Annotated in this window: 10 protein-coding genes and 1 pseudogene; 8 read left to right on the top strand and 3 right to left on the bottom strand. The window is 72.4% G+C overall.

The window, feature by feature from the left end; translation table 11 throughout:
• Positions 1–365: 365 nt before the first annotated feature.
• Positions 366–1,031, bottom strand: coding sequence for a tyrosine-type recombinase/integrase (locus tag FYC51_RS14655; protein ID WP_148734546.1), 666 nt, complete (start codon positions 1,029–1,031; stop codon positions 366–368).
• A gap of 577 nt (positions 1,032–1,608) precedes the next feature.
• Here FYC51_RS14655 and FYC51_RS14660 point away from each other — a divergent pair.
• From FYC51_RS14660 to FYC51_RS14670, 3 genes and pseudogenes are all read left to right on the top strand, one after another.
• Entirely contained in the window at positions 1,609–2,493 is an 885-nt protein-coding gene (locus tag FYC51_RS14660) for a hypothetical protein (protein ID WP_148734547.1), read from the top strand.
• A gap of 170 nt (positions 2,494–2,663) precedes the next feature.
• Positions 2,664–3,889 (top strand): annotated as a pseudogene (locus FYC51_RS19840) (low temperature requirement protein A).
• A 64-nt stretch (positions 3,890–3,953) separates the two neighbouring features.
• Complete coding sequence (locus tag FYC51_RS14670; protein ID WP_148734548.1) at positions 3,954–4,787, top strand: carbon-nitrogen hydrolase family protein; 834 nt, start codon at positions 3,954–3,956, stop codon at positions 4,785–4,787.
• Between the two features lie 37 nt (positions 4,788–4,824).
• Here the strand turns inward: FYC51_RS14670 and FYC51_RS14675 are convergent, their stop codons facing one another.
• Positions 4,825–6,042: an aminotransferase class I/II-fold pyridoxal phosphate-dependent enzyme gene (locus FYC51_RS14675; RefSeq protein WP_238476401.1), complete on the bottom strand. Its 1,218-nt coding sequence runs from the start codon at positions 6,040–6,042 to the stop codon at positions 4,825–4,827.
• A gap of 169 nt (positions 6,043–6,211) precedes the next feature.
• On the opposite strand from FYC51_RS14675, the gene FYC51_RS14680 reads away from it, so the two are divergent.
• The 5 genes from FYC51_RS14680 to FYC51_RS14700 all read left to right on the top strand — a co-directional run bounded on the left by FYC51_RS14680 (position 6,212) and on the right by FYC51_RS14700 (position 12,240).
• Positions 6,212–7,954 (top strand): S1C family serine protease, encoded by a 1,743-nt coding sequence (locus FYC51_RS14680; protein WP_148734550.1) that lies wholly within the window; start codon positions 6,212–6,214, stop codon positions 7,952–7,954.
• 111 nt (positions 7,955–8,065) lie between these two features.
• A complete protein-coding gene (locus FYC51_RS14685; protein WP_238476402.1) occupies positions 8,066–9,121 on the top strand; it encodes a glycosyltransferase family 2 protein in 1,056 nt (351 codons plus the stop codon).
• A gap of 5 nt (positions 9,122–9,126) precedes the next feature.
• Positions 9,127–9,939 carry a CDP-alcohol phosphatidyltransferase family protein gene (locus FYC51_RS14690; RefSeq protein ID WP_148734551.1) on the top strand — a complete coding sequence of 271 codons (813 nt, stop codon included), beginning with the start codon at positions 9,127–9,129 and terminating at the stop codon, positions 9,937–9,939.
• Between the two features lie 58 nt (positions 9,940–9,997).
• On the top strand, positions 9,998–10,843 hold the full coding sequence (locus tag FYC51_RS14695) for a glycosyltransferase family 2 protein (RefSeq protein WP_148735337.1): 846 nt from the start codon (positions 9,998–10,000) through the stop codon (positions 10,841–10,843).
• Positions 10,844–10,947: 104 nt separating this feature from the next.
• Positions 10,948–12,240, top strand: coding sequence for a hypothetical protein (locus FYC51_RS14700; RefSeq protein ID WP_148734552.1), 1,293 nt, complete (start codon positions 10,948–10,950; stop codon positions 12,238–12,240).
• Here the strand turns inward: FYC51_RS14700 and FYC51_RS14705 are convergent.
• Entirely contained in the window at positions 12,237–13,226 is a 990-nt protein-coding gene (locus FYC51_RS14705; RefSeq protein WP_148734553.1) for a hypothetical protein, read from the bottom strand. The genes FYC51_RS14700 and FYC51_RS14705 overlap by 4 nt on opposite strands.
• Between the last annotated feature and the right edge of the window lie 70 nt (positions 13,227–13,296).

The following is a 13,296-nucleotide window of genomic DNA, read 5'->3' on the forward strand; positions in this document are numbered from 1 at the left end:
TGGTTCCTTCCTGGTTCCGCGGTTATGCGGTGGCGGGCGCCATTTGGCGCGGGCGTCGACGAGCGTGTGGTGCTCGGCGGGCGTGTGCGGGGTCACGGCCCATGGCGCTTGGTGGGCGCAATCGTTGGGCCCCACCGTTTCGGCGGGCATCCCACCTGACAAGCGGAGTGAGCGCATCGGAGTGACGTGGTGCAACCCCCGAACGCTGGAGGTCACCACGCATGGTGCGGAGCACCGTCCCCGGCCGTTCGCTCGCCGACACTGGGGTTGCGGCACGGCACGTAGGGGCGAGCATGGAGTGTTCAGATGGGATGCCCATGGGCTTAGCACGTGCTCGCCGGCCGCGGCCGGGTCGATCCGGTTCTTCATCGGATGGTGAGTTCGAGGCCGTAGATTCGTGCCCGGCTCGTGAGACTCGCCAGGTCGGCGAGGAACTCGCCCTTGTCGTCGATGTCGTCGCGTTCTTCAGGTCGTAGGCCGGCGACATGCCGGGTGCTGCGTGCCGAGACGAGCGACGCGGCTGCGGCGACGGCTGCGATGTCCTCGGCGCCGACGTCGACGTAGATCTGCGTGGTCTCGACGGAGGAGTGGCCTAGGAACTGTTGGACGGCGTAGACGTTCTTCGTCGCGCGATACCCGACGGTGGCCGCGCGCCGTCGGCAGGAGTGGAGCGTCCACTCGGGGCCGAGGTGAGGCTTCAGCCACTTGTAGACCGTCGCGGGGTGAACGTGGCCGCCGAACCGGCCGGGGAAGTAGTAGCTGTCGCGCCCCTGTTCGGCCTCGACTTGGATGAGGAGCTCGTAGGTGAGCTTGTCGAGGGTAAGCTCCCGAACGGTGCTGTTCTTGCCGTGCACGCGGATCACCCGCTCGCGTCGGTCGGCGGGGTGGAGGCTGGCGATCTCGGTTCGGCGCAGGCCCATCGTCGCGGCCAGGAGCAGCATCGTCCTCTCGTGCAGCGTCCCGGACTCGAACGCGGTGAGCACGACCGTTTCGGGCGAGGCGGGGAGGGCGGGCCGGCGTGGCACCGTCACGCTCGGAAGCTCCGCGGCAGGGTTGGTCTCGATGAGACCTGTCGAGTGTGCCCACCGGTAGAAGGATCGGAACGAGGCGGTGATCTTCTTCCGGTACTCGGCCGACCAGTCAGGATTCCCGACGTATGCGACGAGCTCCGCGGTTGTCGCAGCCAGGATGTCTCGGTGGAAGGCGGCCCATCGCTCCACGTCGCCGATTCGTTGCTGGATGGTGCCGATGGAGCGTCCAGCCTGGATCAGCGCGGCGCGGTAGCGTGATAGCACCCCCTCGACCCCCGTCCCCAGAGGGGAGTCAGCTCGCTCCCCGGTGTTCCTCACGGTCGTCCCCGACGACGTGGCGCCAGTCTGACAACCGGAGGATTGCCCCCACCTGGCGCTGTGGATAACTCTGTGGAGAACGACGGCGGTCCCGCGGAATCAAGCGGCTGACGCGGAACCCAGAGGTCGTAGGTTCAAATCCTGCCCCCGCAACCAGAAACGGAAGATCCCGGTCTCATCACGAGGCCGGGATCTTCTGCATTCCCGGGCCCATGCCGATGGCGCGAAGGCCCGCCGGCGACCCCCTAGGATCATCTCGATGTCTGCCATCGGGAAGTCCACCGCCGCGCTCCTCGCCTTCGTCGTCCTCATGTTCTGCAGCTTCGCCGTGCAGGACTCGATCGCGCAGGCCGAGCAGCGGCACGTGGCGGAGACCGAGCAGTCGGCTGCCGAGCGTGCAGCGTCCGCCGACCGCTGGCAGCGCGCCGTCGCCGCCGCTCGGCGCAGCGTCGAGCCCGTCGCCGTCGCGGCTCGCGCGGCCATCGAGTCGGCGGGCGACCTGGCGGATGCCGAGGCGACCGCTGCACTGGACGACGTCGTCACCGAGCTCGACCGGGCCATGGAAGGACGGGACATCGGCGCGATGGGCGCGGCCCGAACGGCGGTGCGCGCCGCGCACGCGGTGTTCCTCGAGGCCGTCTGCGCCGGCGCCGAGGCCCGCGTCGCGGCGAACGGCTCGGCCGACCAGGCGGCGAAGGACGAGGCGGCGTCGGCGGTCACGGAGGTCCGTGCGGCGGTGGCCGACGGCGAGGACGCCGCCGGATCGCTCGAACGGCTGCGTTCCGCGAGCGATCGCGTCGTCGCCTCCCACGCCGCCAACGTCGCAGCTGCAGCAACAGCGGCGGCCGCCGCCGCGGCCGCGGCCGCCGCTGCCGAGGAGCAGGGATCCGGCGCCTCGTCGTCCACCACGCCGCGCCCTCCGAGCGGGCCGCTGGTCACGGGCTTCCCGCCCCAGCCCCCGCTCCGCGTCGAGGCGGCGGGCGACTACCGTCCCGGTTGCGAGACGGAGGCCATCTGGGACTGGTGGTACCCCGATCGCGCCACCGGCTACGTACTGGTCGCGCCCGCGTATCCGTACGACTACGAGGTGATGTGGTTCGAGGGGCGCTGGATGGGCGTGAAATCGCTGCCCTGCCTGCCCTGACGGATGCCGGGTCTCTCGGGTTGCGCTGACCGCATGGCCGCGCCGAACGGCACCGGGGCCCGGCGAGGATGCTCGCCGGGTGGACGACCTGAGCTCGTCTTCCCTATCCTGATCGCGTGTCAGCACCCGACCCGGTCGTCGAGTACGTGCGCCCGCACGGTCTCCGACGAATGCTCGGTCGTGATCCGCGCGAACCGCATCGCACGGTCACCCCGCTGGAACTGCTGTTCGACCTGACGTTCGTCGTGGCGTTCGCGCAGGCGGGCGACCAACTCGCGCACTACGTCGCGGAGGCGCATATCCCGGTCGCCGTCTGGGGTTTCGCGTTCGTCCTGCTGTCGGTGTGCTGGGCGTGGATCAACTTCACGTGGTTCGCGTCGGCGTTCGACACGGACGACTGGCTGCAGCGCATCCTGACGATGGTGCAGATGGTCGGCGTCATCGTGCTCGCGCTCGGCATCCCGGCGGTCTTCCAGTCGATCGACGACGGCGGGCCGTTCGACTTCGTGCTCGTCGCCGTCGGCTACGTCGTCATGCGGACGTCGCTCGTCCTGATGTGGCTGCGCGTCGCGAGGGAGGATCCGGCCAACCGGCGCGTCGCCCTGCGCTACGCGGGATTCAACGTGGTGATCCAGGCCGGCTGGCTGACCGTGGCGCTGGTGCAGCCCGAGAGCACCGCCGTCCTGGTCGCGGTGCTCGTCGTCCTCTGGATCGCCGAGTTCGCGGGGCATCCGTTCGCGACCTGGAATGCGAGGAGTGCGGACCACAGCTGGCAGGGGACGCCGTGGAACGCACGCCACATCAGCGAGCGGTACGGCCTGATGGTGATCATCACGCTCGGCGAGGGGATCCTCGGGACCATCGCCGCCGTCGCCGCCGTGGTCGCGCACGTCGGCTGGAGCAGCGAGGCGGTGCTCATCGTGATCGCGGGCACCGGCCTGACGTTCGGCCTCTGGTGGACTACTTCATCCTTCCGTCGGCACCCGTCCTCGCGCGGCATCGCGAGCGGAAGTGGGCGTGGGGCTACGGTCACATCGTCCTCTTCGGCGGGGTGGCGGCGGTCGGCGCCGGACTGCACGTGGCCGCGTACGCCGCTGAGGGGGAGACGTCCATCGGCACGACCGGCGTCGTGCTGTCGGTCGCCATCCCCGTGTTCGTCTTCCTGGTGGCGTACTTCGTGCTCTGGTCGATCCTCTTCCGCGCCGTCGACGCGTTCCACGTGCTCCTCGCGGCGGGCATGGTCGCCTTCCTGGTGCTGGGCGTCCTGCTCGCCGTTGCCGGCCTTCCCTTGGGGTGGTGCCTCTTCGTCGTGATGCTGTCGCCCTTCGTCGTCGCCGTCGGGTACGAGACGGCCGGGTATCGGCACGTCGAGGCCGACGTCCGTCGGGAGAGCTGACCGTCCAGCAGGAGCGGTGTGGATGGGAGGTCGCCGCGGCATCCGTGCGCCGTAGGCTGTCGGCATGGAGCCTGTCGACGCGGCCTCGCCCGGATTCCCGATCGCCGTCGCCCAGTTCGCGCCGGATGCCGACGCCGACGCGAACCTCGCCGAGATCACCCGGCTCGCCGAGCTGGCGGTCGCGCGAGGAGCGCGCCTCGTCGTGTTCCCCGAGTACTCGAGCTGGTTCACGCCCGAGCCGGGTCCCGAGTGGCACGCCAAGGCGGAGCGCGTCGGTGGTCGGTTCACGGAGCGGCTCGCCGAGCTGGCGACCCGCCTCGACGTGCACCTCGTCGCCGGCATGATCGAGCGGCTCGACGGCGAGGAGCACCGCGTGGGCAACACCGTGGTCGCCGTCGCGCCGGGCGGGGACATCGTCGCTCGGTACCGCAAGCTGCACCTGTACGACGCATTCGGGCAGCGCGAGTCCGCGTGGGTGGCGCCGGGCGAGATCGCCGCTCCCGAGGTCTTCGAGGCGGGCGGCCTGCGGTTCGGGCTGCAGACCTGCTACGACGTGCGGTTCCCCGAGGTGACGCGGCGCATCGTCGACGCGGGCGCCGACGTGGTCTGCATGCCCGCCGAGTGGGTGCGCGGACCGCTGAAGGAGTCGCACTGGCGCGTGCTCACGACGGCCCGCGCCCTCGAGAACACGATGTACGTCGCGGCCGCCGACCACGCCCCGCCGGTAGGTGCGGGCAACAGCATGGTCGTCGACCCGATGGGCGTCGAGGTGGCCACGATCGGCGAGGGCACGGATGTCGCGGTCGCCTGGGTGTCGCGCGAGCGCATCGAGGCCGTGCGGCGGCTCAACCCGGCGCTCGCGCTCCGCCGTTTCGACGTGACCGAGCGCCGCGGCTGAGCTCGCGGCCGCCTCAGCCGCCGTCACCGAGCCCGGTTCAGCCGACCGCGAGCCCCGCGAGCCGCGCCGTCGCGTCCTCGAGCACCGCGTGCCGCTTGCAGAACGCGAAGCGCACGAGGCTGCGGTACGCGTCCTGGCGGTCGGGGTGCACGAACGCCGACACGGGCACGCCGACCACGCCGGCACGCTCGGGCAGCTCCCGGCACAGCACGGCGCCGTCGCGGTAGCCGAGGGGCGCGGCATCCGCGACGATGAAGTAGCCCGCCTCGGGGCGCGAGACCGCGAAGCCCGCGGCCTCGAGGCCGCCCGCGAGCAGGTCGCGCTTCGCGCGGAGCTCGGCCGCGGCGTCCGTGAAGAACGCATCGGGAAGCCCCAGCCCGGTCGCGATCGCCGGCTGGAACGGCGCGCCGTTCACGAACGTGAGGTACTGCTTGACGGCGAGCACGGCGGTCACGAGCGAGGCGGGCGCGGTGATCCAGCCGATCTTCCAGCCGGTCGTCGAGAAGGTCTTGCCGCCCGATGAGATCGACACGGTGCGCTCCCAGGCGCCGGGCAGCGTCGCGATGGGGGTGTGTCGAGCGCCGAAGGTGAGGTGCTCGTACACCTCGTCGGTGACGATGATCGCGTCGTGCCGCTCGGCGAGGCGCACGACGAGCTCGAGCGTCTCGCGGTCGAGCACCGCGCCCGTGGGGTTGTGCGGCGAGTTCACGAGGATGACGCGCGTGCGATCGGTGACCGCCGCCTCGAGCTCGGCCGGGTCGGGTCGCCAGTCGGGGAACCTGAGCGGCACCGTGCGATGCACCCCGCCGGCACGCGCGACGAGGGCTGCGTAGGCGTCGTAGGAGGGCTCGAACGTCACGACCTCGTCGCCGGCGTCGACGAACGCGAGGAGGGTCGCGGCGAGCGCCTCCGTCGCGCCCGCGGTCACGAGCACCTCGGATGCCGCGTCGACCTCGAGCCCGTACCAGCGGCGCTGGTGCGCGGCGACCGCCTCGCGCAGCACGGGCATGCCGATGCCCGGCGGGTACTGGTTGACCCCGTCGGCGATGGCCTGCCGGGCGGCCTCGAGCACCTCGGCGGGCCCGTCCTCGTCGGGGAACCCCTGGCCGAGGTTGATCGCGCCGGTGCGCGCGGCGAGGGCGCTCATCTCGGCGAAGATCGTGGCGGCGATGCGGCCGTCGGCGTCGAGCAGGCCGGCGCCGGCGGCCGTGCGCTGCCAGGGCTGCAGGCCGGGTGCGGGGGAGAAGTCGCTCACGCTCTCACCGTACGTCAGGGTGGGGCCGCTACGCTGGCGCACGGGTTCGACGGGACGCCGTCGCCGCATTCGGGGGACTCACCGCCCGGTGATAGCCGGATCACAGACTTCGCCGATGCCGCACACAGACTCGCGCGGGATGCTGGCATCGCTTTGGAAGGAGCAGACCATGACCGACACCACTGACGGTTCGACGGGGGAGGCCCGCGAGGGCGTCGTCGACGCCACCTCCGCAACCCCTGAGCCCGCCGCGAGCCAGGCCGCGGAGGCCGCCGCGACGACCCCCGAGACCCCCGCCGCGTCGTCGGAGACGCCGGCACCCGAGGCGGCTCCGGCCGCGCCCGCCACCGCTCCCGCGACGCAGGCTCCGGCCGCGCCCGCCCCCGCGGCATCCGCGCAGGCTGCCGCCGCGCCCGCCGCCCCCGAGCCGGTCCCGGCCGCCCAGGCGACCGGCACGGTCTACCAGCCCGGCCAGGCCCCGCAGCCCTACGCCGCGCCGGCGCCCGCCGCGGCATCCGCGCAGCAGACGGCTCCGACGCAGCCCGTGAGCGGCCAGGTGCCGCCCGCGTTCGGCGGACCCCGCCCCGGCGACGCGCAGCCGACCGGCTCCTACGCCGGTGTGCCGCCGTACGGCACGCAGCCCGGCCAGCCCGCGCAGGCCGGCCAGCCCGCGCCCAAGCAGCGCCGGGTGGGCCTCGGCGTCGCCGCCGCGATCGTGGCGGCCGCCCTCATCGGCGGCGCGTCGGGCGCCGGCATCACGGCGCTCATCTCGAGCAACCAGGCTCCCGCGACGAGCGACAGCGCCGGCAGCGCGCAGAACATCGTCGTCAACGACACCGACTCGGTGAACCAGATCACCGCGGTGGCCGCGAAGGCCAGCCCGAGCGTCGTGACCATCTCGGTCAGCGGCGGCCAGGCCGGCGGCACGGGTTCGGGCATCATCCTGTCGGAGGACGGCTACGTGCTCACCAACACGCACGTCGTGACCCTCGACGGCGCCACCGGCGACCCGACCATCCAGGTCAAGACGAGCGACGGCCACCTCTACGCGGCGGAGCTCGTCGGCACCGACCCGCTGTCCGACCTCGCGGTGATCAAGCTCGTCGACGCGTCGGGCCTCACGCCGCTCGAGTTCGCCGACTCCGACAAGCTCAACGTCGGCGACACGGCGATCGCGATCGGCGCGCCGCTCGGCCTCTCGGGCACCGTGACGAACGGCATCATCAGCGCCCTCAACCGCTCGATCGACGTGGCCTCCTCGGCCGCGCCGACGACGCCCGACGACTCCCAGGGCGACTCGGGCGAGGGCGACCAGGGCCAGGGCGACGGCCAGAGCCCGTTCGACTTCTTCTTCGACCTGCCCGACCCCGACAGCGGCGAGTCGCAGGCGCCGCAGGCGTCGGCCGGCCAGGTGTCGCTCCCGGTCATCCAGACGGATGCCGCGATCAACCCGGGCAACTCGGGCGGTGCGCTGCTCGACTCCGAGGGCAAGCTCATCGGCGTGAACGTCGCGATCCTCTCGGCGGGCGGCTCGAGCACCGAGGCCGGCAACATCGGCGTCGGGTTCGCGGTGCCGTCGAACCTCGCGAAGCGCATCTCCGAGGAGATCATCGAGAGCGGGGCGGCCACGCACGGCCTCCTCGGCGCGACGGTCACGTCGGCCGAGGCCGACGGCGAGAGCGACACCGTCGGCGCCCTCATCTCCGAGGTGAGCTCGGGCGGCGCGGCCGAGCAGGCGGGCCTGCAGGCCGGCGACGTGGTCACCGAGTTCAACGGCGTGCCGATCACCGACCAGACCGACCTGACCGCGCAGGTGCGTGCGCTCCCGGGCGGCGCGAAGGCGGAGATCACCTTCACCCGCGACGGCGACTCGCAGACCGCGACCGTGACGCTCGGCACCTTCGAGGGCTGACGCTCGCACGACCGGTCGAACGACGGGGCCGGGGTCCATGGGACCCCGGCCCCTTCAGCGTCCGCGAACGCGCCGGCTGCTAGGCTCGATCGACCCGAGCGAGTGAGGAACATGCCCGAGCAGCACCATGAGGCGGCAGCGTCGCCGCTCGTCGGCGTCTCCTACGTCATGCCCGTGCTGAACGACGCCTCGCACGTGCGCGCGGCGGTGGAGTCGATCCTCGAGCAGGACTACGCCGGCCCCGTCGAGGTGCTCATCGCGCTCGGTCCGTCGATCGACGGCACCGCCGAGCTCGTGGCCGACCTCGCCGCCCGCGACGCTCGCGTGCGCGTGCTCGAGAACGAGGTGGGCTCCACCCCCTCGGGCCTCAACATCGGCATCCGCGCCGCGCAGTTCCCCGTGGTGGTGCGCGTCGACTCGCACTCGATGCTGCCCGTCGACTACGCCCGCGTCGCCGTGGGCGTGCTCGAGCGCACGGGCGCCGACAACGTCGGCGGCATCATGGACGCCCGTGGCGAGACGCCATTCGAGCAGGCCGTTGCCCTCGCCTACACGACGAAGGTCGGCCTCGGCGGATCGGCGTTCCACGTCGGCGGCGCCGAGGGGCCGGCCGAGACCGTGTACCTCGGCGTGTTCCGCCGCGCTGCGCTCGAGCGCGTCGGCCTCTTCGACGAGACCATCAAGCGCGGCCAGGACTGGGAGCTCAACCGCCGCCTCCGCGAGACCGGCGGCACCGTCTGGTTCACGCCCGAGCTCGCGGTCACCTACCGCCCCCGGTCGAGCGTGGAGCGCCTCGCACGTCAGATGTTCTCGACGGGCCTGTGGCGCGGCGAGCTCGCCCGGCGCTTCCCGTCGGCCAACGGCATCCGCTACTTCATCCCGCCGGCCATGGTCGTGGGCGTGACCCTCGGGCTCATCCTCGGCATCATCGGCCTCGTGCAGGCCGCCATGGGCGCGACGCCGTGGCTGCTCCTCGGCTTCCTCGTGCCCGCGGCCTACCTGCTCTTCGTCGTCGTCGCCACGCTCGCCTACGCCCGCGTGCGCGGAGCCGCCGTGGCGTGGAGGTTTCTCGTAGTCTTGCCCTGCATACACGTCTCGTGGGGCGTCGGCTTCGTGCTCGGCTACCTCTCGCTGACGAGCAACATCGCCAAGCACACGGGAAGGTGACGCGGATGTCACAAGCCGGTCCGGCCCAGGCCAGGCCCACGAGCATCGCCGAGCTCCGCGCCGTCACCCAGCCGCCCGAGGTCCGCGGCCGACGCAACGCCGAGCACTGGACGGCGTCGCTCTACCTCCGTCGCTTCTCGCCGTACCTCACGTGGCTCCTGCTGAAGACCCCGATCTCCGCCAACGGCGTCACGGGCCTCATGATCCTCGTCGGCTGGTCGACCGCCGCGGCCCTGCTCATCCCGGGCATCTGGGGCGCGCTGCTCGCGGTCGTGCTCGGCCAGCTGCAGATGCTCGTCGACTGCTGCGACGGCGAGGTCGCCCGCTGGCGCCGCACGTCGTCGCCCGCCGGCGTCTTCCTCGACAAGGTCGGCCACTACACGACCGAGGCGCTCATCCCGCTCGCGCTCGGCATCCGCGCCGCCGCGTACCCGCTCGAGTTCCCGGCCGACTTCCTCTGGACGACCGTCGGCGCGCTGCTCGCGCTCGTCATCGTGCTGAACAAGGCGCTCAACGACATGGTGCACGTGGCGCGCGCGAACGCCGGCCTGCCGAAGCTCGCCGACACGCACGGCGAGACCGCGCCGCGCGGCGGGCTCATCGCGAAGCTCCGCAAGGCCGCGCGCTTCCTGCCGTTCCACCGCCTGTACCACTCGGTCGAGCTCACGCTCATCGCGCTCGCCGCGGCCATCGTGGGCCTCTTCGCCGGACAGCCGCTCGTCGACCGCGTCGTCGTGATCGCGCTGCTGCCGCTCGCGGCGCTCTCGCTCCTGGGGCACTTCGTCGCGATCATGGCCTCCCGCCGTGTCCGGTCCTGACCGCTCGTTCCCCGAGCCCGTCGACGGGCGGCCGCGGGTCGGCGTGGTGGTGCTCACCATGGGGACTCGGCCCGACGACCTCGCGCGCGGCATCCGGAGCGTGCTCGAGCAGCGGGACGTCGACGTCGACGTCGTGTGCGTCGGCAACGGCTGGAACCCCGCGAGCGCCGAGCCGCCGTTGCCGAGCGCGGTGAAGACGCTGCACCTGCCCGAGAACCTCGGCATCCCCGCCGGACGCAACCGCGGCGTGCCCGAGGTGTCGGGCGACGTGCTGTTCTTCCTCGACGACGACGCGTTCCTGCCGAGCCCGCGCTTCCTGGCCGACGGATGCCGCGAGCTCGCCGACCGGCCCGAGCTCGGCCTCATCCAGCCCCGCGTCGTCGACCCCACGGGCAAGGTGTCGCCGCGGCGCTGGATCCCACGCATCCGCAAGGGCGACCCGGCGCGCTCGAGCAACGTGTTCTCGTGCTGGGAGGGCGCCGTCCTCATGCCGCGCGCCGTGTTCCACGCCACGGGCGGCTGGGCGGATCCGTTCTTCTACGCGCACGAGGGCATCGAGCTGGCGTGGCGGGTGTGGGACACCGGCCACGTCGCGTGGTACGCGGGCGACCTCGAGGCGGGGCATCCGGTCATCGACCCGGCGCGCCACGCGTACTACTACCGCCTCAACGCGCGGAACCGCGTGTGGCTCGCCCGGCGCAACCTGCCGCTCGTGCTCGTGCCCTTCTACGTCGGCTCGTGGACGGCGATCCAGGTGCTGCGCTGGTTCCGCAACCCGTCGGCCCTGAAGGCGTGGTTCGGCGGCTGGCGCGCGGGCTGGCGCGAGGATCCGGGGGAGCGGCGTCCGATGCGGTGGCGCACGGTGTGGCGGATGACGCTCGCGGGCCGGCCGCCGATCGTCTGATCGCGGTCGTCGAGGAGCCGGTCGTCGAGGAGCGCCGCCGGAGGCGACGCGTATCGAGTCGCGGGGGGCCGCGGGGCATCCGCGCCTTCGGTACCCTTGTGCGAGTGGGATTGCGGAGAGATGCACAGCGCGCCGTCAAGCTGGCCAAGGACATCATGTGGTCGCGGCGGGCGCAGCGCGAGCTGCTGAGGAAGCTGCGCGAACTGCCGCCCCTCGAGCCGCACCGCTACCGCATCGGCGTGTACTTCGCCGACGGCCGCGTCAACCTCTACCAGCTGCGACAGTGGTACAGGCCGCTGCTCGAGCTCTCGAAGCGGCATCCGGTGCTCATCCTCAGCCGCGCCTCGGGGTCGGCGCTCGAACTCCTCGAGGAGTCGCCGCTGCCCGTCGCCTACGTGCGTCGCGTCGTCGACCTCGAGCAGGTCATCCACGACCAGGACCTGCACGTCGTGTTCTACGTGAACCAGAACGCGAAGAACTTCCAGATGATGCGCTACGGGCGGCGCTGGCACGTGTTCATCAACCACGGCGAGTCCGACAAGATGTACATGACCACCAACCAGTTCAAGGCCTACGACTACGCCTTCATCGCGGGCGACGCGGCCCGGGCCCGGCTCGAGAAGGTGCTCTGGGACTACGACTTCGACAAGCGCGCGATCCCGATCGGGCGGCCGCAGGCCGACCACTACCTCGACGGCTCGCCGCTGCCCTACACGCCCGACGAGCGCGAGGTCGTGCTCTACGCGCCCACGTGGGAGGGCGATCGCGGCGCGGCCGCCTACGGATCGATCGCGTCGCACGGCGTGCCACTCGTGAAGGCGCTGCTCGCGACGGGCCGGCACCGCGTGATCTACCGTCCGCACCCGCGGTCGGGCGTCGTCGACCCCGACTACCGTGCGGCGAACCGCGAGATCATCGAGGCGATCTCGGCGGCGAACGCGGCCGACCCCTCCGCGCAGCACGTCTACGACGACGGCCCCTCGCTCGGCTGGCAGCTCGCCGCGGCGGATGTCGCGATCGTCGACATCTCGGCGATGGTCTACGACCGGCTCGCCGCCGGCAAGCCGCTGCTCATCACGCGTCCCGTCAATCCCGAGGCGCAGATCGACACCGGCGGCTACCTGCAGGCGTGCGAGTGGCTCGACGCGGGCGACGGCGCGGCCATGCTCGCGCGTGTCGACGCGGTCGCGCACGACGCCGACGCGCTCGCGCGGCTCGAGGCGTGGGTCGAGCGGTACTTCGGCGACACCACGCCGGGCGTCACGACGGCGCGCTTCCACGAGGCCGTCGACCGCCTCATGGCCGAGTGGGAGCGCTTCGCGGCACTGCACGCGGGCGACGAGGAGGTCGACGAGTTCGAGGCGGACGACGAGGACGAGGCGGAGGCGCTGACCTAGGGGCCGGCGTCGGCGCCTGCGTCGACCGCCGCATCGTCGCCCCGCCGCCGGGTGATGCCGCGCCCCACCTTGGTGGCGGCGCCGCGGATGCCGCGACCGGTCGACGCGGCGAGCTCGCCGACGGCGACGCCCGCCCGCCCGATCCGCGAGCCCGTCGTGCGGATGAACGTGTCGCCCTCGCGGGGCTCGAGCACGGCCGGCAGCACCGCGGGTGCCGCGCCGAACGCGAGCCGAGACTGCTGCAGCACCTTGCGGCCGAGCAGGTGGTTGCCGGTGCCGCCGATCGCGGCGCCGATGCCGAACGGGATCGCCTTGCCGATGATGCCCGCGCCGCCGCGCACCGCGAACTGGCGCACGAACACGCGCCGCAGCTGGTCGACCATGGTGCCCATGAGGGCCTTCGGCATGCTGTTCGTGATGAGCTCGCCCCAGAACACGTTGCGCGCGGGTCCGCCGCCGGTCGCCTGCCCGGCGAACTGGCGCACGAGGTCGACGCCCTCGCGCCCGAGCATGAGGGTCATCACGAGCGCGCGGGCACGCTCGGGATTGTCGACGGGGATGCCGTGCACCTCGGCGACCGACTGCGCGAAGAGCGCCGTGGCCTCCAGGAAGCCGGCCGTCTCGACGCCCGACAGTGCGAGCGTGATGCCCGTGCTGATGCCGGGGATCACCGCCGTGGCGCCGACGGCCGCGCCGCCGGTCGTCACGGCCGCGAGGTAGCGTCGTTCGAGGATGCGCACCAGCTGGTCGGGCGTCGCGTTCGGCACGCGTCGACGGATGCCGCGGAGGTGCGCCAGCACGATCGGACGCTGGATCGACAGCACCATGTCGATGCCGCGCTCCATGCCCTGTGCTCGTCCGGTGTCGGTGGGCCGTTCGCCCGCCGCTCCACCCGGGGCCTGCGGCCGCTCGTCGGGCGCGCCGGGAGAGCCCTCCTGCGGAGCCGAGGGCCCCATCGAGGTGATCTTGTGCACCCGTTCGGCCATGCCGAGCATCATAGAGCGCCCATCCGGGTGAACCCCGGATCGCTGCCCGGGGCTCGTCACGCCTGGGCGG

This window comes from Agromyces mariniharenae, assembly GCF_008122505.1.
Taxonomy (GTDB): domain Bacteria; phylum Actinomycetota; class Actinomycetes; order Actinomycetales; family Microbacteriaceae; genus Agromyces; species Agromyces mariniharenae.